Below are 18,949 nucleotides of genomic sequence, written 5' to 3' on the forward strand. Positions count from 1 at the left end.
TAATAATATTAAATATGGGAATGCTAAAAGAATTTAAGGAATTTGCAATGAAGGGAAACCTTGTTGATATTGCAGTTGGTTTTGTAATGGGTGCAGCCTTTAAAAGTGTTGTAACATCATTTACAGGAGGAATTGTATCTCCAATTATTGGATTAATTTTCAATGCAAACTTCAAAGATTTGAAATACATATTAAAAGATGGAATTGCAGATGAAGCTGGAAAAGTTACAGGTGAAGTAGCCTTATTATACGGAGATTTTTTAACTAACGTTATTGACTTTGTAATTGTTGCTTTTGTAATGTTTATGGTTGTAAAAGGTGTTAACAAGTTAAATAATTTAAATAAAGTTGAAGAAGAACCAGCTCCTGAAGAGCCAAAAGGACCTTCTCAAGAAGAGTTATTAGCTGAAATAAGAGATTTACTGTCTAAGAAATAAACCAAACTTTCTTTGATTAACGAAGAAGGGTTCGCAATTGCGAACCCTTTTTTATTTTAATATGTTTTTAAACCTACTTTTTAGTTTCATACACAGCTGAAATACTAGGTGTATTTTCCGCTTTTTTTAACAATACAAGTGCGTCGCCTGTTTTTACATTTCCGGTTTGCAACACTTTAAAGTAAACACCACTTTTAGTTGAATTCCAAAATTGTTTCACCACTTTTTGTGTGCCAAACACAATACCCAACTTAGAACAAGGTTCTCTGGGCTTTGTAACCTCAAGTATAGTTTCTCCCAATTTATACTGACTTCCAACAAAAATTTGTGTTTCTTCTAAATTTGTAATGGTTAAATTTTCACCAAACATTCCATAATGCCAATCTAAATTGGGGTACAGTTCTTTCCAATATGCATAATGATTTTCTGAATACGCGTATACAGCTTTTTCAATTCCTCCGTGATAGCGTCTATCAATTACAGCATCATTCTCCACATCTTCTTTTCCTAAAAAAATTGCCTTATTTACAGGCTGTTTAAAAATACCTGTTGTTACAATTTTACCTTTGTAATTAATTTCTTTTCTTTCTCCAATATTTACTGACTTTACAATCATTTTTGTTGAAATTTTGATAATTCATCTGCTATTTTTCTATCGTTAGATAAACGTGGTACTTTGTTTTGACCACCTAATTTTCCAACAGATTTCATATAATTATTAAAGCCTCCTTTTTCAATAACCGTAATTTTTAACGGCTGTAACACTTTACCCGAAATTAAATCAAAATAATACGTGTTTTGTTGTTGTAATGATTCATCAATTTTTTGAGCGAAAACCATTAAATCTTCAGGTTCATTTTCAAACTCAATAAACCATTCGTGGTAAGGTAAACCTGCTACAGGCGTAATTTGAGGCGCTACAGTAAACTCATTTATGCTTATAGATGTGTTTTCTGTTTGGCTATTAATGGCTCTTTCTACTTCTTTCCCAATTACATGCTCTCCAAATGCAGAAATAAAGTGTTTTATTCTTCCTGTGACTACAATTCTTGGTGGATTTAACGATACAAATTCAACAGTATCACCAATATTGTAACCCCAAAGGCCGGCATTGGTATTTAAAATAATCACATAATTTACACCAACCTCAACATTTGCTATTGAAATACGTGTTGGGTTTTCATCAAAAAATTCTTCGGAAGGAATAAATTCATAGAAAATACCATTATTTACCAGCAATAACATACCATTTTCATCTTGTGAATCTTGATATGAGATAAAACCTTCTGAAGCTGGATACAATTCAATAGCATCTACTTTTCTCCCTATTAAATCTTCAAATTTATTACGATATGGTTCATAATTTACACCACCGTACACAAACAAATTAAAGTTTGGAAAAACTTCTCCAACCTTTTTCCCTGTGCGTTCTACAATGCGTTCAAAATACATTTGAACCCAAGATGGAATTCCACCTATTAAGGTCATATTTTCATGAATGGTTTCATCAATAACAGCTTCAACTTTAGTTTCCCAATCTTCAATGCAGTTGGTTTCCCAGCTTGGCAAACGGTTTTTCATTAAATACTTAGGTACGTAATGTGCTGAAATTCCTGAAAGTCTCCCTGTTTTAATTCCATTTGTATCACCTAATTCAGGACTTCCTTGTAAAAAAATCATTTTTCCGCCTAAAAAATCGGCGTTTTGTGTTTCATCAATATAATGTAATAATGCATTTTTAGCTCCCGAAATATGCGTTGGCATAGATTCTTTGGTTAACGGAATATACTTTATACCTGAAGTGGTACCTGATGTTTTTGCAAAATACAAAGGTTGCCCTTTCCATAACACATCTTTTTCTCCGTTTACAACTCTTTCTACATAAGGTTTTAAAGCTTCATAATCACAAATAGGCACTTCCTTTTTAAAGTCTTCGTATGATTTTATTTCACTAAAATTATGATCTTTACCAAAAGCAGTATGTGCTGCTTGAGACAGTAACTTTTGCATTAAATTTTGTTGCACTTTTACAGCATTGTTACTTTGTCTGTAAATTTTTGCAACAACTGTTTTTGCAAATGGTTTTGCTAAAATTGATTTAATATTCATTATTCAAAATCAATATAATTAATTGGATTTACAGGGTATCCTTCATTCCATAATTCAAAATGCAAATGTGGCCCTGTACTTAATTCACCTGTATCACCTGCTGAAGCAATTACTTCACCAGATTTTACCAAATCTCCTTGCTGTTTATGCAACGCCGTATTGTGCTTGTAAATAGAAATAAAACCTCCGGTGTGTTCAACAATTATTACATGACCTGTTTGGGCGGTCCACTCAGCAAAAATAACAGTACCATCAGCTACACTTTTTACTGGCGTATTGGTTTCAACTGCAATATCTACAGCAAAATGCTTTTTTTTAGGATTGTATCTATCTGTTAAAGTTCCTGAAACTGGTGCAAAAAACACAATATCTACATCTTTCGTAGCTTCATTAAAAATACTATATCTATCTTCACTTTCAATATCTGATCTAAAATCTAAATCTGCTTCACTTGGATTTAAATTCATAGAATCCTTATCGTAATGAATGGTTTCTAAAACAGAATCTTTATCAAATTGCACTTCAGAAATTTTACCTGTTAGCAACTCTCTTACTTTATCAATATATAAATTATTAACCTCTAAAACTTGTTCTAAAGAATCTACTTTATAAACTAATTGTGTGGCTTCTCGTTTTAATTTTGTTGAAGAATAACCTGGAATATATTCTCTTAAAGGAGTAAATGCAATTAAAAAAATAGTACCTGTAATTAATATAATTGAAAAAAGGGTTCCAAAAATAAACACATTTAATCGTGTTAATCTAAATGTCAATCGCTCTTCAAAGGTGTCTTCATTAATAATTACCAAACGATATTTATTAATTAATTTACGCCTAAATTTTCCTTTATCTTTCTGTTCTTTTGCCATACTTTGAATAAAACAAATATACAACGAAAATTTGTTTCAATAATTTCAATTGGGTTGCTAAAAAGTGTTAAAACTACGCTAAAAGTTAATGCTTATAAAAATTCATTTCATCAATATATTTCCAAACACTTGGTGTTAACATAGCTCTAATATCCTTTTTTTCTTTTATAGATTTTCGAATAAATGTTGATGAAACTTGAACTATTGGTGCGTTTACTTGATGAATTTTTGGGTGTTTTAAAAGTTTGTTTTCTGTACTTCCTTCAGAAATTCTTGGATATACATACAATTCATAATTTTGAAGAATAGTTTCGTAATTTTTCCATTTATGAAAACCTTTCAAATTATCTTCGCCCATAATTAAACAAAATTCATGCATTGGATATTTTTCTTCTAAATGCACTAATGAATTTACGGTGTAATTTGGTTGTGAAAGCTTAAATTCTATATCTGAAGCCTTTAATTTTGGATAGTCTTCAATAGCAATATTGGTAATTGCCAAACGGTGATGATTATCTAATAACGAACTTTTTTTCTTGAACGGAGATAGCGGAGTAACCACAAACCAAACCTCATCTAAATCTGAAAACTCTGCCATATAATTGGCTATAATTAAATGTCCAACATGTATGGGATTAAAGGTTCCAAAAAACAATCCTACTTTCATTTAACTAATAAAATTTTGAACCAAGTTTATAGCATCTTCTTTTGCGTCTTCTAAATTATCATTGATTAGAATTACATCAAAATCTTTGGCATATTTCAACTCTTTTTCAGCCTTTAAAACACGTTCTTTAATTTTTTCTTCGCTATCAGTTTTTCTATCTCTAAGCCTGCGCTCCATCTCTTCAATTGAAGGCGGCTGTACAAATATTGCCAAGGTTTTATCAGGAAATTTTTCTTTAATATTTAAACCACCAATAACGTCAATATCAAAAATTACATGCTTTCCTAAACTCCAAATTCGTTCTACTTCCTTTTTTAAAGTTCCGTAAAAATTATTTGTGTACACTTCTTCATATTCAATAAAGTCGTCGTTATTTATATGTTGTTGAAATTCTTCGGCTGAAATAAAATAGTAATCTTTTCCGTGAATTTCTTGTCCGCGCGCATCACGCGAAGTTGCAGAAATTGAAAAGTCTAAATTTAATTTTTCTTGCTTTAATAGATGATGTACAATGGTTGTTTTACCTGATCCTGAAGGAGCTGAAAAAACCAATAATTTCCCTTCTTTTCCCAAAATTTATAATACGTTTAGGTTTTGTTCTTTAATTTTCTCTAATTCATCTTTCATTTGAACAACTAGTTTTTGCATTTCTGCAAAGTTTGATTTAGATCCAATTGTATTAATTTCACGCCCCATTTCTTGGGTTATAAATCCTAATTTTTTTCCATTAGAATCGTCTGATTTTAATGACTTTTTAAAATATTCTAAATGGTTTTTTAAACGTACTTTTTCTTCAGTAATATCTAACTTTTCAATATAATAAATAAGTTCTTGTTCAAACCTATTTTGATCTACTTTGGCAGCAAGTTCTTCAACACCTTTACTTAATCTTTCTTTCACTTGCTCCATACGCTGTGGATCCATTTCAATAACTTCACTTAACAAACGTTCAATATTTGAAATACGCACCACAAAATCATTATACAATGCAGCACCTTCATCTGATCGGTACTTGCTAATTTCAAGTATTGCATTTTTAATTCCAGTTTCAATTTGTGCCCATTCTTCAGGGTCTAACTCTTCTCTTTCTGTCTTTAAAGCATCTGGTAAACGCACCGCCATTTTCAACAACTCAACTTCATTAGAGTCTACTATATTTCTAAGTTGACCCATATATTCTTTCACTACATTTTCATTTACTTTTGAAGACGTTTCACCACCATTATTTTCAATATAAATTGAAAAATCAATTTTACCTCTTACCAAAGCTGCAGCTAACATTTTACGAATATTCAATTCTTTTTCTCTATAATAAGAAGGAATTCGAACATTTAAATCTAAGTTTTTACTGTTTAACGATTTTAATTCAATCGTAATTTTTTTAGTAGGAAGTTGTAATACGGTTTTTCCGTATCCCGTCATAGAATGTATCATTTATCTAGAAAATTTAAGCAAATTTAAGCATTTTATAATAAGAGGGCTATTTTAAAAAAGCAGTTGGCTAATTCATACCTATTCTAAACAAAAAAGCCACCTAAAAAAGTGAAAATTATACCTTTCTAATTTCTCACTTTTTTAGATAGCCTTGTAAGTTACTCTTTACTTTTTACTAATCTAAAGCAGGAATTCTTAAAACTTGTCCTGGATAAATCTTATCTGGATCAGTTAACATTGGTTTGTTTGCTTCAAAAATAACTGGATATTTCATAGCGTTTCCATAATATTTTTTAGCAATTTTACTTAAATATTCACCTTTTACAACTGTATGAAATTGTGCTTGTGGTTCTTCTACAACAACTGTCATTCTATCATCAACTGTTGCAATACCTTCTGTGTTTCCAAGTACCAATATTACTTTCTCGCGAGTTTCTTGTGAATTTGCTTGTCCCCAAACGATTACATTATCACCTTCAACTTCAATATTTAGATCTAACACTTCAAACCCTAACGTTTCAACTGCTGTTGTTAGTTTACTTGCTTTTTCTTTTGCTAGTTCAGCTGCTTTTTCAGCAACCTCAGCAGCTTCTTCTTCGGTAGTTTTACCAATTCCAAAGACGTTTGCTCCTGCATTTTTAATAAATGAAAATAACCCCATAATTTCTCTTTTTTTTAATTAATAATTCTTGTTTATTCCAAACCGAAATATACGAAAATTAAACCATAAAAATCTCTACAAATTATCATTTTAAAATTCTATTTTTGCATAAAACCTGGACACTATGAACATTCGTATTTTAGATTCTAAAAACTCTATTTTAAATAAATTTATTGCCGAAATTAGAAGTGAAACAATTCAAAAAGATACTATGCGTTTTAGACGTAATATTGAACGAATTGGAGAAATAATTGCGTATGAAATAAGTCAACAATTAGACTTTAATAGTGAAGCCGTAACCACTCCTTTAGGAACAAAAATAGTTCCAGTACCTAAAAAAGATGTGGTGTTATGCTCTATTTTAAGAGCTGGTTTACCTTTACATACTGGATTACTAAACTATTTTGACGATGCTGAAAATGCTTTTATTTCAGCATACAGAAAACACACTTCTGAAACTGAGTTTGAAATTATTGTTGAATATTTTGCTTCACCTAGCTTACATAATAAAACTCTAATTTTAGCCGACCCTATGCTTGCTACAGGACACAGCTTAGCAACTGTTTACAATGGATTGGAAAAACATGGAAACCCAAAAGAAATTCACGTGGCTTGCGTTATTGGCTCTAAAGAAGGTGTGGAATATATTAAAAAACATTTTCCAGAAAATACTACTTTATGGATTGCTACCGTTGATGATTCTTTAAATGAAAAAGGCTATATAGTTCCTGGCTTAGGTGATGCTGGAGATTTATGCTATGGCCAAAAACTATAAAAAGTAAACACTTATTGATAGTATTAAAAACAAATACAATAATAAATTTTTAAAGTTTTCTGAAGGACTTATTCTTAAATAGTTGGTAATAATTACGCTAAAAGGAAATATCATAAAAAGCATTTCAGATCCATTTTTAATTGGTGCAAAAGCAATAATTATTGCAGCAAAAATAAGATGGTTTAACACAATTCTCCAAGCACGTTTTATATGTATTCCACTTACCGAAACTTTTGGTGTAAGTGTAACAATACTCCAAATAACAGCTGCCAACGATACGCTTATTGGTAACAATAACTTTAAATTATTATACGACGTATAGTTTACATTAAAATTGAACTCCCAACAATTGTAAAAATCGTTTACACTACCAAAGGCAAAACAATAAATAAAATAAATGAAAATTGGAGTAATCACACCAACAATTGGCCTAATTAAGTTTTTTACATTAATTCGTTCAAAAATAATTAAGGCTACATAAATAAGTAGTACAAATATAATGCTCCAAGCATAAAACAAAGCTGCTACCCCAAACCAAAACCCTGCATCAAACAATTTTAATTTTGTTGCTGAAATTGTTCTTAAACTATAAACTTTTCTAAACCCTAAAAGCAAAAAAACATTTGCAATAACAATTGGCACATCAAACATTGCTTCATAAAATGTACCTAACAATAACACTAACAATAATAATGCATAGGAATTATTTTGAGTTAATGTATTCTTTTTTATTATAAAACTAGAAATTAATAAAAAGCCAATAATCAAAACAAAAAACCCAAATTGCTGCGCTAACCAAAGAAAAGAAAATGCTTCAAATTTAAAATTAGCAATCGCTAAAATGTAATATACAAATAACAATGAGGCAAGTATAAAAAATACTATTGGTTTAGTTTTATTAAAAAAATTGGCTATCATTACTATATTTTATACTTTTGCCTGTAAATATAATTAAGATATGATTGCAAACAATATTTTTAAGGCTATTGGTGATTTTTTTACAAATGTTTTAATGAGCCCATTTGACAGTATTCGTTTTATGGACAACTGGTGGTTGCAAAGCACTGTTAGTTGGTTGTTTATTTTAATCACATTTATTGCATTTTTCTATTGGCTAGGAGAACTTAGAAAATACAAAAAAGCAGGAAACGAATAATTTCAAACAGCACTCATTCAATTTTTCTTTTAAACACACTACTAACTACCTGTGGGAAGCAAAAACAAACTCAAAAGATTTCGTGAAAACGATACATTTTCTAATGTAATTCAACCTGAACGAAAAGAAATATTAGACGGCTTTCCTTTAAAAGGAAAATGGCATACACATTTCAACAACAATCCTATTGTTTTAGAATTAGGCTGTGGAAAAGGAGAATACACCATTGCATTAGCCCGAAAAAACCCTAACATAAATTACATAGGTATTGATTTAAAAGGAGCGCGTTTTTGGCGTGGTGCAAAAACCGCTTTAGAAGAAAATTTAACCAATGTTGCTTTTATTAGAACGCAAATTGAATTAATAGATTTGCTTTTTGCTGAAAATGAAGTAGATGAAATTTGGATAACTTTCCCAGATCCTCAAATAAAATACACCCGTACAAAACATAGATTAACAAACGCTGATTTTTTAAAAAAATACCATACAGTTTTAAAACCTGAAGGTGTTGTAAATTTAAAAACAGACAGCGAATTTATGCATGGTTACACTTTAGGGTTGTTACACGGTGCAGGACACGAAGTGCTGTATGCGCATCACAACATTTACAAAAACGCACATTCACCAGAAGAGGTACTATCAACGCAAACCTTCTACGAAAGCCAATATTTAGAAATTGGAAAACCTATTACTTACATAAAATTTAAAATTCGTTATTAATTTATATTTTTAACAAATGAAGTCTAACGACAGCTTTTTTGAAAGAGTATATCAAGTTGCAAAGTTAATTCCTTACGGAAGAGTTACAAGCTACGGATCAATCGCAAAATATTTAGGCGCTGCCCGCTCAGCGCGTATGGTTGGTTGGGCTATGAATGCCTCGCATAACAATCCTGAAATTCCGGCACATAGAGTAGTAAATCGAATTGGCTTACTTACTGGAAAACAACATTTTGACGGTACAAATTTAATGCAACAACTACTTGAAAACGAAGGTATCACTGTTAATAACAATCAAATTCAAAATTTTAAAACTATTTTTTGGGATCCTGTTGTTGAATTAGATCAGTAACTTAGCACTTTAGTGTAACTTTAAATACATTTATTTTTAAAGCATCCAGTTTTTAAATCCGTTTGAACTCTGTATATTTGTTGTTTAGAATGATTTTATATAAACAAACATGGCATACTCAAAAACAGAGATTAAAAAAGCACTTGAAACAATTACCGCACCAGGAGAAGGTAAAAGTTTAGTTGAAAGTGAATCAATAAAAAATATAGTAACTTTTGACAAAGAAATAATTGTTGATGTTACCATAGCAAACCCTTCACTACAAGCAAAAAAGAAAGTTGAAGTAGAAATAATGAAAGCTATTCACGAACACATTGACCAAAAAGTTGATGTAAAAGTGAACGTAACTTCTGAAACAAAAAATGAGCCTTTTAAACCAGAAAAACCAAAAGTTCCTGGTATTAAAAATATTATTGCTGTTGCTTCTGGAAAAGGAGGTGTAGGAAAATCTACCATTACTTCAAACTTGGCAATTTCATTACAAAAAATGGGATTCAAAGTGGGTATTTTAGATGCCGATATTTACGGTCCATCAACACACTTAATGTTTGATGTTGCAAATGCAAAACCTTTATCAGTAGAAATTGATGGACGTTCAAAAATGCAACCAGTAGAAAGTTATGGTGTAAAAATATTGTCTTTAGGTTTCTTTACGGATGCTAATCAGGCAGTAATTTGGAGAGGCGCTATGGCTTCTAAAGCATTAAATCAAATGATTTTTGATGCACATTGGGGAGAATTAGATTTTTTATTAATTGATTTACCTCCTGGAACTGGAGATATTCACTTATCAATTGTACAAGCTGTGCCAATTACGGGAGCTGTAATTGTAAGTACTCCTCAAAATATTGCATTGGCTGATGCTAAAAAAGGAGTTGCAATGTTTAAACAGGAAACTATTAATGTACCTGTTTTAGGAATTGTTGAAAACATGAGCTACTTTACTCCTGCCGAACTTCCAGACAATAAATATTATATTTTTGGAAAAGATGGTGCTAAAAACTTAGCCGAAGATATTGACACTGCATTTTTGGGTGAAGTTCCACTAGTGCAAAGTATTAGAGAAGCTGGTGATGTTGGTCATCCTGTTGCATTACAAGAAAACACAACATTAGAAAAAGCTTTTAATGATATTACAAAAAATACACTTTCACAATTAGTGAAAAGAAACGATGATTTACCTCCAACTGAAGTTGTAAGAATTACAACTATGAGCGGATGTAGTTCTTAATAATTCTAACATATGAATGAACAAGAATTAAGAATTAGTGTAGAAACTGCATTGCAGGAAATAAGACCATATCTTGAAGCTGATGGCGGTAATATTTCTTTAGTAGAAATTACAAACGACACTGTTAGCGTTCAACTTGAAGGTGCTTGTTTAGGATGTTCTGTTAATCAAATGACATTAAAAAATGGTGTTGAAGCAACTATTAAAAGACACGCACCTCAAATTAAACGTGTAATTGAAATTAACGGAATTAAATTTTAACATCACAAAAATACTCATTTTAAATAATGAAATAATTACTATAAAAGCTTAACAAAAATTGTTAAGCTTTTATTATTTTTGGAATAATAATTGTAATATGTAAAAGAACTTAACGTTAAGTAATTTATGAGAAAACTCATTGTCTTATTTCTTTTTTTTACCAACGTTGTATTGTTTGGACAAACCAACATAAACAACAACCAATCTCCTAAATACGCTTTTCAAAAAGGAGAATGGCTGCAATACAGAATGAGTTACAGTAATTTTCTAAACGCCGGATACGCAACACTTAAAATAAAAAATTCTAAAAAAAACAATAAAGCGGCATTTCATATTTTAGGCGACGGAAAAACATCAGGTTTAGTAGGTTTATTCTTTAAAGTAAAGGATAATTATCAAACTTATATCTATAAAGAATCGTTGAAACCATACCGTTTTATTCGAAAAATAAATGAAGGTGGCTACACAAAAAATAAAGAGATTTTATTTAATTACAACACAAACAAAGCTCTTGTAAAAGACTTCAAACACAATACAGAAAAATCATTTAGTATTGACAATGATATTCAAGATATGCTGTCAGCGCTGTACTACTTAAGAAATCAAGATTTAGGCAGCTTAGAAATCAATGAAGAAATTGAATTAAAATTATTTTTTGATCAAGAAACTTACAAATTTAAACTTCGATTTTTAGGGAAAGAAGTTTTAAAAACTAAATTTGGAGCTATAAATTCGTTAAAATTTAGACCCATTGTACAGTCGGGTCGCGTATTTAAAGAAGAAGAAAGTGTTACCATTTGGGTAAGTGATGACAAAAATAAAGTACCTCTAAAAATAAAGGCAACACTAGCTGTTGGATCCTTACGAGCAGATTTAGATGGCTTTAAAGGTTTAGCACACCCTTTTAACATTATTTTTAACAATTAAATTGTATTTTTGCCTTTTAAAATTTTTCACTTCATTAACCTGTAAACACCAAGCCCTTGAAGAAACTACTTTTATTACTTATTATTACAGTATTTACCGCTTGTAAAGATGATAAAAAAGGAGAGCAAATAGCTGCAATTATTCCAGAACCAGAAGTTGTTTTTGAATATGGCTATAATTTAAATGATTTTAAAATTATTCATGACACCATTCAAAAAGGTGAAAATTTTAGTGAAATTTTAGACAGGCACCACGTTGAATACCCAAAAGTATTACAAATTGTAAATAAAATTAAAGATACTTTTAATGTTCGAAGAATTAAAAGTGGTATTCCGTATACTATTTTAGCGAAAAATGATTCAACAGAAAAAGCACAAGTATTTATTTACAAACACTCTAAAGTAAGATATACCGTTGTAGACTTTAAAGATTCTATAATTACTGCTTTTAATGCTAAAAAACCTGTTACACGTGTAACCAAAACTGCTTCAGGAATAATTACAAGTAACTTATCACAAACAATGGATGATTTAGGACTAAACTCCTTTTTAACATCAAAAATGGCTGATGATATTTATGCTTGGACGATTGATTTTTCGAGACTTCAAAAAAATGATAAATTCAAAATAATTTACGAACAGCTTTATATAAACGACACAGTTCCCGTAGGAATTGGAGAAGTAAAAGCTTCTTATTTTGAACACGGAGGAAAACCTTTTTACGCCTTCAAATTCGTTGCAGATTCTATTCTTGGCGTACCCGATTATTTTGATGATGAAGCCAAAAACTTACGTCGTCAGTTTTTAAAAATGCCGGTAAAATTTAGTCGTATTTCATCTCGTTACAATTTACGCCGTAGAATTGCATACTACGGAAACAAAATTCGCCCTCATAGAGGAACCGATTTTGCAGCTCCAATAGGAACTCCAATTATGAGTACCGCAAATGGAACCGTGATAGAGTCTAGATACAAAGGCGGAAACGGAAATTATGTAAAAGTTAGACACAACAGCACCTATAGCACACAGTATTTGCATATGAGCAAAAGAGCTGTAAAAGTAGGTGATGTTGTAAAACAAGGGCAAACCATTGGTTATATAGGAATGACAGGAAATACAGCAGGACCACATGTTTGTTATCGTTTTTGGAAAAATGGCAAACAAGTTGACCCTTTAAAACAAAAATTACCAGCTGCTGAGCCAATGAAAGAAACTACAAAACCACTATATTTTGATTTTATTAAACCTTTAAAAGAAGATTTAGATAACATCAACTATCCAATTACAAACAATGAAATTAATATTTCTGAAGAAGAAATAAACTCTTAGATTATGGCAATGAAAAATGTAAACCCTACCGAAACTACCGCTTGGAAAAAACTAACAGCTCATTTTAATGACATTAAAAATGTTGAGTTAAAAACACTTTTTAATGAAAACAAAAATCGTAAAAATGAATTTACACTAAACGTAAATGATTTTGAATTTGACTATTCAAAAAACAGACTTACACAAGAAACTCTTGATTTATTAGTGCAATTAGCAAATGAAGTTGATTTAAAAAGTGCGATGGACGCATATTTCTCAGGTGAAGAAATTAATCAAACTGAAAAAAGAGCTGTACTTCATACTGCATTAAGAAACCCAACAAACAATCCTGTTTATGTTGACGGGATAAATGTAAAACCCGAAATTCAAGCTGCGCTTGCAAAAATTGAAGCCTTCACAAACAAAGTAGTTTCTGGAGACTGGAAAGGATATACAAACAAAGCAATTACTGATGTTGTAAATATTGGTATTGGTGGTTCTGACTTAGGACCTGATATGGTTGTTGAATCGTTAAAATATTATAAAAACCACCTAAACGTACATTTTGTATCAAACATTGACGGAGACCATGTACAAGAAGTAATTAAAAACTTAAACCCAGAAACAACACTTTTTGTTATTGTTTCAAAAACATTTACAACACAAGAAACACTTACCAATGCAACTACTATAAAAAAATGGTTTTTAGAAACTGCTTCTAAATCGGATGTAGCACAACACTTTGTTGCTGTATCAACCAATTTAGAAAAAGTTGAAGGATTTGGAATTGCTTCAGACAATATTTTCCCAATGTGGGATTGGGTTGGAGGTCGTTTTTCTTTATGGAGCGCCGTAGGTTTATCAATTAGTTTAGCTGTTGGTTACCCAAATTTTAAAGAATTATTAATTGGAGCTTTTGAAATGGATGAACATTTTAAAAACACACCATTTGAAAAAAATGCTCCGGTAATTTTAAGCTTAATTGGTATTTGGTACACCAACTTTTTTGAAGCTGAAAGTGAAGTAATTTTACCATACGCTCAGTATTTAAGCAAACTTGCACCTTACTTACAACAAGCAATTATGGAAAGTAATGGTAAAAGTGTTGACAGAAATGGAAACCGTGTAAATTACCAAACAGGTAATATTATTTGGGGAGCTCCAGGTTCAAATTCTCAACATGCTTTTATGCAATTATTACACCAAGGAACTAAATTAATTCCTGCTGATTTTATTGGGTTCAAACAATCTTTATATGGTGATGTTGATCACCATGAAAAATTAATGGCAAACTACTTTGCACAAATGCAAGCATTGGCAGAAGGAAAAACAAAAGAAGAAGCGCATTTAGATTTAAAAACACAAGGTAAATTAAATGAAATAGAAACATTATTACCATACAAAGTTTTTGAAGGAAACAAACCTAGCACTTCTATTTTAATTGAAAAGTTAACACCTAAAACACTAGGAAGCTTAATTGCTTTTTACGAACATAAAATATTTATTCAAGGTGTAATTTGGAATATTTATAGTTTCGATCAATTTGGAGTAGAATTAGGAAAAGAATTGGCTCAAAAAAACCTAGCTAAATAATAGTAAATTAAGGCTTTAAACAAAGCAACCTTTACAATATACCAACATCTTATCAAAAGTGCTTGCAACCTAATTTAGGTCACAAGCACTTTTAGTGTTGCCTGATATTGATGTGCATCTTAATTATTTGTTAAAAAAAGACAGTTTTCAACGCAAATTTGTTAAAAACTTTAACAATTTAGTAATGATAGGCTCAGTAAAAGTTAGCATTTTTGTAAAACATTTAATTCAAATAATTATTTAGTAATGAGAAATTTAAAAAATTGGCTAACAGTAGTTATGTTAATCACATCAGTTACTGTTTTTTCACAAACTGTACTTAGCGGTAAAGTAGTGGATGAAATTAATCAACCGTTACCAGGCGCAACGGTAGTAATTCAAGGTTCAAAAATTGGTGCTTCTACTGATTTTGACGGAAACTTTAGTTTTGAAACTTCAATTGAAAGTGGAGAACTTATTGTTTCATTCATTGGATACCAAGCAAAATCTGTTTCATTCAGCAGTGCTGGTGACCTTGGAACAATTGCTTTAGCTCCTTCAGCTGAATCACTTGATGAAATTGTAATTACGCAAACTTCATTCGCTATTGACAGAAAAACACCAGTAGCAGTTTCAACAATTAAAGCAAGTTTAATTGAAAACAAATTAGGAACACAAGAATTTCCTGAAATTTTAAAATCTACACCAGGTGTATACGCTACTAAATCAGGTGGTGGATTTGGAGATGGTAGATTAACTGTTAGAGGTTTTGACTCTGAAAACGTTGCGGTAACAATTAACGGGGTTCCTGTTAATGATATGGAAAACGGTAAAGTTTACTGGAGTAACTGGGCTGGTTTATCAGACGTTACTAGTGCAATGCAGGTTCAAAGAGGTTTAGGAGCATCTAAACTAGCTGTACCTTCAATTGGTGGTACTGTAAACATTTTATCAAAAAGTACAGATATTGAAGCTGGTGGAAGCGCTGGTACTACTTTTGGTAATGACAACTATTTTAAAGTTGGAGCAACTGTTTCAACAGGATTATTAGAAAGTGGTTTTGCTGCTACTATTTCTGCTGCTAAAACAACAGGTGATGGTTTTGTTGATGGTACTGAATTTAAAGGTGCAAACTACTTTGTAAATTTATCTTACCAAATTAACGAAAATCATAAAATTGCTTTAACTTCTTTTGGAGCTCCACAAAGACACGGACAAAGACAAAATAGAAGTACAATTGAAACATACCAAAACGCTCAAAGCGGAACAAAATTTAACCCAGATTGGGGATTACAAGGTGGAAATGTGGTACACATTGAAGATAACTTCTACCACAAATCTCAAACTTCTTTAAATCACTATTGGACAATTAATGATAAGTCTAACTTATCTACAGCAATATACGCATCTTGGGGACGAGGTGGTGGTGGTGGTACTGCAGGTGACAACCGTGACTTATTCAAAGTTAGAATGGGTGGAGACGATCAACCTGTAGATCTAGACAACATTGTAGAAATTAACCGTGCAAATGGTGAACAAGGTTTAGGTTCAGAAGCTTATTTAAGAGCCTCTAGAAATGACCACAGCTGGTATGGAATTCTTTCAACATATGATAGAGATTTAAGCGAAAGCTTAAAATTAACTGCTGGTATAGATTTAAGAACATATACAGGTGAACACTTCTCTGAAGTAACTGATTTATTAGGTGGTAGCTATGCTTTAGACAACGGAAACGTAAACAACCCAAATGCAGCTTTAAAAGTTGGTGATAAACGTGATTACTACAATGACGGTGAAGTAGGTTGGCAAGGTGTATTTGGTCAATTAGAGTATGACGAAGATAAAATTTCTGCTTTCGTTTCTTTATCAGCATCTAACACTTCTTACAGAAGAGTTGACTACTTTAATTATTTAGATGGTGATGACCTTCAAACTACAGACAAATACAACTTCTTTGGATTTAGTGCAAAAGGTGGTGCTAACTACAGAATTAACGACAAACATAACGTTTTTGCTAACTTAGGATACTTTGAAAAAGCAGCTAATATGAATGCTGTTTTCTTAAACTATGACAACGAGCACATTAATGCTGATGCTGAAAACCAAAAAATCTCAAGTTTTGAAATTGGATATGGTTACAGAACTGAAAAGTTAACAGCTAATGTGAACCTTTACAGTACTTATTGGAATGACAGAACGTTAACACAAAACGTACAAAACCCTGACGGAACAAATAGCACAGCTAACATTTTAGGTGTAAATGCAATACATAACGGTATTGAATTAGATTTTGTTTACAGACCAATGGAAGCAATTACCTTAACAGGTATGTTATCTTTAGGTAACTGGGAATGGGCAAACAACGTTTTAGGTGTTGAAATTTACGATGAAGATCAAGAATTAGTGGACACTGTAGATTTATACATTGAAGGTTTAAAAGTATCTGATGCTGCACAAACAACTGCTGCTTTAGGAGTAGACTGGAAACTTATGGATAAAACACATTTCACAGTTGATTACAACTACTTTGCAAACTTTTACGCTCAATACGATCCAAACGATAGAGGAACTGAAGGTCAACCTCAAGCTTGGGAAACTCCAGACTACGGAACTTTTGATATGAGTTTACGTTACGGATTTAAATTAGGAACATTAGACACTACAATAACTGGTAGAATGATGAATGTTTTTGATACAGAATATATTGCTGATGCATTAGATGGTGCAGGTTCAACTGCTAGTACTGCATTAGTATGGTATGGTTACGGAAGAACTTTCTCTGTAAGTGCAAAGATTAACTTTTAATAAAAACATAAAACAATGAAAAAAATAGTTTATTTATTAATGGCATTTACATTAGTGTTCACAACAGCTTGTGACCCAATGGAAGATGTTTACGAAGAGTTAGGAACTAATAGTGAAGCCATCACAGGTGATGCTACAATTGTTTTAACTAGTGATGATTACGACGAATTAGGTGTTGATGAAAGTGGTTTCTCTTCAGTAGATGAAGCTAAAACATTATTACCAGCATTCCTTTCAGATCTATACCCAGTTTGGGGTGAAAACTCAACAGCATTAGTGAACTACACAATGGCTGATGGACTTAGTAACTTAGAAGAAGTAAATGTATTTACGGAAGCTGACAGTTACTATTTAGCGAATGAAGATTACCCTCAAGCAGCAGTAAACGCTATTGGATTTTATCCAAATGAAGATCCTGCTGATTATATCCCAGCGATACTTGATGCTCAATTTGACAGTCCTGAGGAAGGAAAAATTGTATTAGCAACTTACAAACAATACATTGATGAGCCTGTAGTAGGAAACTCTGACTATTTTAGAGAAGACTTCAACGGTGATTTAGGAGCTTTTGAAACTATTAATGTAATGGGAACAAAAGAATGGTATGCAAGTAGCTATGGTGATGTTGAATATGCTAAAATGTCTGCTTACGGAAATGGTCAAAACGAAGATTGGTTAATTTCTCCAGAAATTGATTTAACAAATCAAACAAATGCAAGCTTTCAAATCAATCAAACATCTCCATTTATTGGAGGAAATTGGGATTTAGTTTCTGTTTTAGTTTCAAAAGATTATACAACTGGTGGAGATCATACAGCTGCAACTTGGGAAACTATTACTATTACAACACTTCCTTCAGGTGCTAATTACGATTATGACTACGTATTATCTGAATTAGTTGATTTTTCAGCTTATAACGGTGAAAGTATTCACGTAGCATTCAAATATTTAGCTACAGATGCTACTGCTCCAACTTGGCAAATTGATTACGCTGTAATTAAACTTCCTGGTGTTGAAGGTGATACAGATTCAAAAGGAATGTATTTTGTTTATGATGGTGGAGAATGGGTACCTTCAGAAGGTGTTTACTACTTAAGCACTTCAGATTATGACTCAATGGGAACAGCTTCAGGACAACCTGGAAAATACAATAACTTTAGTAACACTACTGTACCTGAAGATTATTTACCAACTTTCTTAAATGCAAAAAATCCTTACGCTTTAGAAGAAGAAACTATTATTTTAACATACAAATACTATATTGGATCTACAGTGGTTCGTGGTAATTCTTATACAGTTACTGATGGTGTTTGGATGCCAAATTCTCCTTCTTTACAGTTTGGTCATGATGGTTCAGAATGGGTACCTGATAATACTATTAAGTACACATTTACAACTGCAGATTACGACTCTTTAGGAACTGAGTATGGTTACCCAGGATATTATGATAATTTTGATGTTCGTGAAGGAAAAGAAAACTACACAGACACTGAAGATCACTTAGAAGCTATTAATACTGTATTATTAGCTAATTTCCCTGGTGCTGCTGAAGGACAAAAGTTTATTGTATACTACGATGTTTATTCTGGTATTAATGAAGTTTGGAATTTAAAAGTTATTTTAACAAACGGAGAATATGTTCTTCAATAAAAAATAACAATTTTAT

At 31.5% G+C, this 18,949-nt stretch carries 20 protein-coding genes; 12 read left to right on the forward strand and 8 right to left on the reverse strand.

Features of this window, described 5'->3' with window-relative positions; genetic code table 11:
- Positions 1-20: 20 nt before the first annotated feature.
- The gene (mscL, locus tag ACFQ5N_RS13820) at positions 21-437 is read left to right on the forward strand and encodes a large conductance mechanosensitive channel protein MscL (protein ID WP_386810404.1); all 417 of its coding nucleotides are present in this window, start codon (positions 21-23) and stop codon (positions 435-437) included.
- Between the two features lie 73 nt (positions 438-510).
- On the opposite strand, the gene ACFQ5N_RS13825 is transcribed toward mscL, so the two are convergent.
- The 7 genes from ACFQ5N_RS13825 to lysM all read right to left on the reverse strand — a co-directional run bounded on the left by ACFQ5N_RS13825 (position 511) and on the right by lysM (position 6,177).
- Positions 511-1,053 carry an MOSC domain-containing protein gene (locus ACFQ5N_RS13825; RefSeq protein ID WP_386810324.1) on the reverse strand — a complete coding sequence of 181 codons (543 nt, stop codon included), beginning with the start codon at positions 1,051-1,053 and terminating at the stop codon, positions 511-513.
- Positions 1,050-2,546 carry a GH3 auxin-responsive promoter family protein gene (locus tag ACFQ5N_RS13830; protein WP_386810326.1) on the reverse strand — a complete coding sequence of 499 codons (1,497 nt, stop codon included), beginning with the start codon at positions 2,544-2,546 and terminating at the stop codon, positions 1,050-1,052. Before ACFQ5N_RS13830 ends, ACFQ5N_RS13825 begins: the two co-directional genes overlap by 4 nt.
- Positions 2,546-3,415 carry a M23 family metallopeptidase gene (locus ACFQ5N_RS13835; RefSeq protein WP_386810327.1) on the reverse strand — a complete coding sequence of 290 codons (870 nt, stop codon included), beginning with the start codon at positions 3,413-3,415 and terminating at the stop codon, positions 2,546-2,548. The genes ACFQ5N_RS13830 and ACFQ5N_RS13835 overlap by 1 nt, the downstream gene beginning before the upstream one ends.
- Positions 3,416-3,500: 85 nt before the next feature.
- Positions 3,501-4,082, reverse strand: coding sequence for a nicotinate (nicotinamide) nucleotide adenylyltransferase (gene nadD, locus ACFQ5N_RS13840; RefSeq protein WP_386810329.1), 582 nt, complete (start codon positions 4,080-4,082; stop codon positions 3,501-3,503).
- Positions 4,083-4,655 carry a guanylate kinase gene (gene gmk, locus ACFQ5N_RS13845; protein WP_386810331.1) on the reverse strand — a complete coding sequence of 191 codons (573 nt, stop codon included), beginning with the start codon at positions 4,653-4,655 and terminating at the stop codon, positions 4,083-4,085.
- A 3-nt stretch (positions 4,656-4,658) separates the two neighbouring features.
- Entirely contained in the window at positions 4,659-5,516 is an 858-nt protein-coding gene (locus tag ACFQ5N_RS13850) for a YicC/YloC family endoribonuclease (protein WP_386810332.1), read from the reverse strand.
- Between the two features lie 175 nt (positions 5,517-5,691).
- The gene (gene lysM / locus ACFQ5N_RS13855) at positions 5,692-6,177 is read right to left on the reverse strand and encodes a peptidoglycan-binding protein LysM (protein WP_386810334.1); all 486 of its coding nucleotides are present in this window, start codon (positions 6,175-6,177) and stop codon (positions 5,692-5,694) included.
- A gap of 124 nt (positions 6,178-6,301) precedes the next feature.
- Between lysM and upp the strand changes: the two genes are divergently transcribed.
- Complete coding sequence (upp, locus tag ACFQ5N_RS13860) at positions 6,302-6,952, forward strand: uracil phosphoribosyltransferase (RefSeq protein ID WP_386810336.1); 651 nt, start codon at positions 6,302-6,304, stop codon at positions 6,950-6,952.
- Here upp and ACFQ5N_RS13865 read toward each other — a convergent pair.
- Entirely contained in the window at positions 6,947-7,870 is a 924-nt protein-coding gene (locus ACFQ5N_RS13865; RefSeq protein WP_386810338.1) for a DUF6427 family protein, read from the reverse strand. The genes upp and ACFQ5N_RS13865 overlap by 6 nt on opposite strands.
- 40 nt (positions 7,871-7,910) lie before the next feature.
- Between ACFQ5N_RS13865 and ACFQ5N_RS13870 the strand changes: the two genes are divergently transcribed.
- The 10 genes from ACFQ5N_RS13870 to ACFQ5N_RS13915 all read left to right on the forward strand — a co-directional run bounded on the left by ACFQ5N_RS13870 (position 7,911) and on the right by ACFQ5N_RS13915 (position 18,933).
- Entirely contained in the window at positions 7,911-8,108 is a 198-nt protein-coding gene (locus ACFQ5N_RS13870) for a DUF6341 family protein (RefSeq protein ID WP_386810339.1), read from the forward strand.
- A 51-nt stretch (positions 8,109-8,159) separates the two neighbouring features.
- Complete coding sequence (trmB, locus tag ACFQ5N_RS13875) at positions 8,160-8,828, forward strand: tRNA (guanosine(46)-N7)-methyltransferase TrmB (protein ID WP_386810341.1); 669 nt, start codon at positions 8,160-8,162, stop codon at positions 8,826-8,828.
- Between the two features lie 16 nt (positions 8,829-8,844).
- Complete coding sequence (locus tag ACFQ5N_RS13880) at positions 8,845-9,180, forward strand: MGMT family protein (protein ID WP_386810343.1); 336 nt, start codon at positions 8,845-8,847, stop codon at positions 9,178-9,180.
- Between the two features lie 109 nt (positions 9,181-9,289).
- Positions 9,290-10,411, forward strand: coding sequence for an Mrp/NBP35 family ATP-binding protein (locus tag ACFQ5N_RS13885; RefSeq protein ID WP_386810345.1), 1,122 nt, complete (start codon positions 9,290-9,292; stop codon positions 10,409-10,411).
- A gap of 12 nt (positions 10,412-10,423) precedes the next feature.
- Positions 10,424-10,672, forward strand: coding sequence for a NifU family protein (locus ACFQ5N_RS13890; protein ID WP_386810347.1), 249 nt, complete (start codon positions 10,424-10,426; stop codon positions 10,670-10,672).
- Positions 10,673-10,798: 126 nt separating this feature from the next.
- Positions 10,799-11,599 carry a DUF3108 domain-containing protein gene (locus tag ACFQ5N_RS13895; RefSeq protein WP_386810349.1) on the forward strand — a complete coding sequence of 267 codons (801 nt, stop codon included), beginning with the start codon at positions 10,799-10,801 and terminating at the stop codon, positions 11,597-11,599.
- Positions 11,600-11,655: 56 nt separating this feature from the next.
- A complete protein-coding gene (locus ACFQ5N_RS13900) occupies positions 11,656-12,927 on the forward strand; it encodes a peptidoglycan DD-metalloendopeptidase family protein (protein ID WP_386810351.1) in 1,272 nt (423 codons plus the stop codon).
- 3 nt (positions 12,928-12,930) lie between these two features.
- The gene (pgi, locus tag ACFQ5N_RS13905) at positions 12,931-14,499 is read left to right on the forward strand and encodes a glucose-6-phosphate isomerase (protein ID WP_386810353.1); all 1,569 of its coding nucleotides are present in this window, start codon (positions 12,931-12,933) and stop codon (positions 14,497-14,499) included.
- 246 nt (positions 14,500-14,745) lie between these two features.
- Positions 14,746-17,283 carry a TonB-dependent receptor gene (locus tag ACFQ5N_RS13910; RefSeq protein WP_386810356.1) on the forward strand — a complete coding sequence of 846 codons (2,538 nt, stop codon included), beginning with the start codon at positions 14,746-14,748 and terminating at the stop codon, positions 17,281-17,283.
- Between the two features lie 15 nt (positions 17,284-17,298).
- Positions 17,299-18,933, forward strand: coding sequence for a choice-of-anchor J domain-containing protein (locus ACFQ5N_RS13915; RefSeq protein WP_386810358.1), 1,635 nt, complete (start codon positions 17,299-17,301; stop codon positions 18,931-18,933).
- Positions 18,934-18,949: the final 16 nt, after the last annotated feature.

It is taken from the genome of Lutibacter holmesii (assembly GCF_042679665.1).
In the GTDB taxonomy this organism is placed as follows: domain Bacteria; phylum Bacteroidota; class Bacteroidia; order Flavobacteriales; family Flavobacteriaceae; genus Lutibacter; species Lutibacter holmesii.

Coding starts and splice junctions, on each gene's coding strand:
- mscL (WP_386810404.1), top strand. CDS start 21: ATGCTAAAAGAATTTAAGGAATTTGCAATGAAGGGAAACCTTGTTGAT.
- ACFQ5N_RS13825 (WP_386810324.1), bottom strand. CDS start 1,053: ATGATTGTAAAGTCAGTAAATATTGGAGAAAGAAAAGAAATTAATTAC.
- ACFQ5N_RS13830 (WP_386810326.1), bottom strand. CDS start 2,546: ATGAATATTAAATCAATTTTAGCAAAACCATTTGCAAAAACAGTTGTT.
- ACFQ5N_RS13835 (WP_386810327.1), bottom strand. CDS start 3,415: ATGGCAAAAGAACAGAAAGATAAAGGAAAATTTAGGCGTAAATTAATT.
- nadD (WP_386810329.1), bottom strand. CDS start 4,082: ATGAAAGTAGGATTGTTTTTTGGAACCTTTAATCCCATACATGTTGGA.
- ACFQ5N_RS13850 (WP_386810332.1), bottom strand. CDS start 5,516: ATGATACATTCTATGACGGGATACGGAAAAACCGTATTACAACTTCCT.
- lysM (WP_386810334.1), bottom strand. CDS start 6,177: ATGGGGTTATTTTCATTTATTAAAAATGCAGGAGCAAACGTCTTTGGA.
- upp (WP_386810336.1), top strand. CDS start 6,302: ATGAACATTCGTATTTTAGATTCTAAAAACTCTATTTTAAATAAATTT.
- ACFQ5N_RS13865 (WP_386810338.1), bottom strand. CDS start 7,870: ATGATAGCCAATTTTTTTAATAAAACTAAACCAATAGTATTTTTTATA.
- ACFQ5N_RS13870 (WP_386810339.1), top strand. CDS start 7,911: ATGATTGCAAACAATATTTTTAAGGCTATTGGTGATTTTTTTACAAAT.
- ACFQ5N_RS13880 (WP_386810343.1), top strand. CDS start 8,845: ATGAAGTCTAACGACAGCTTTTTTGAAAGAGTATATCAAGTTGCAAAG.
- ACFQ5N_RS13885 (WP_386810345.1), top strand. CDS start 9,290: ATGGCATACTCAAAAACAGAGATTAAAAAAGCACTTGAAACAATTACC.
- ACFQ5N_RS13890 (WP_386810347.1), top strand. CDS start 10,424: ATGAATGAACAAGAATTAAGAATTAGTGTAGAAACTGCATTGCAGGAA.
- ACFQ5N_RS13895 (WP_386810349.1), top strand. CDS start 10,799: ATGAGAAAACTCATTGTCTTATTTCTTTTTTTTACCAACGTTGTATTG.
- pgi (WP_386810353.1), top strand. CDS start 12,931: ATGGCAATGAAAAATGTAAACCCTACCGAAACTACCGCTTGGAAAAAA.
- ACFQ5N_RS13910 (WP_386810356.1), top strand. CDS start 14,746: ATGAGAAATTTAAAAAATTGGCTAACAGTAGTTATGTTAATCACATCA.
- ACFQ5N_RS13915 (WP_386810358.1), top strand. CDS start 17,299: ATGAAAAAAATAGTTTATTTATTAATGGCATTTACATTAGTGTTCACA.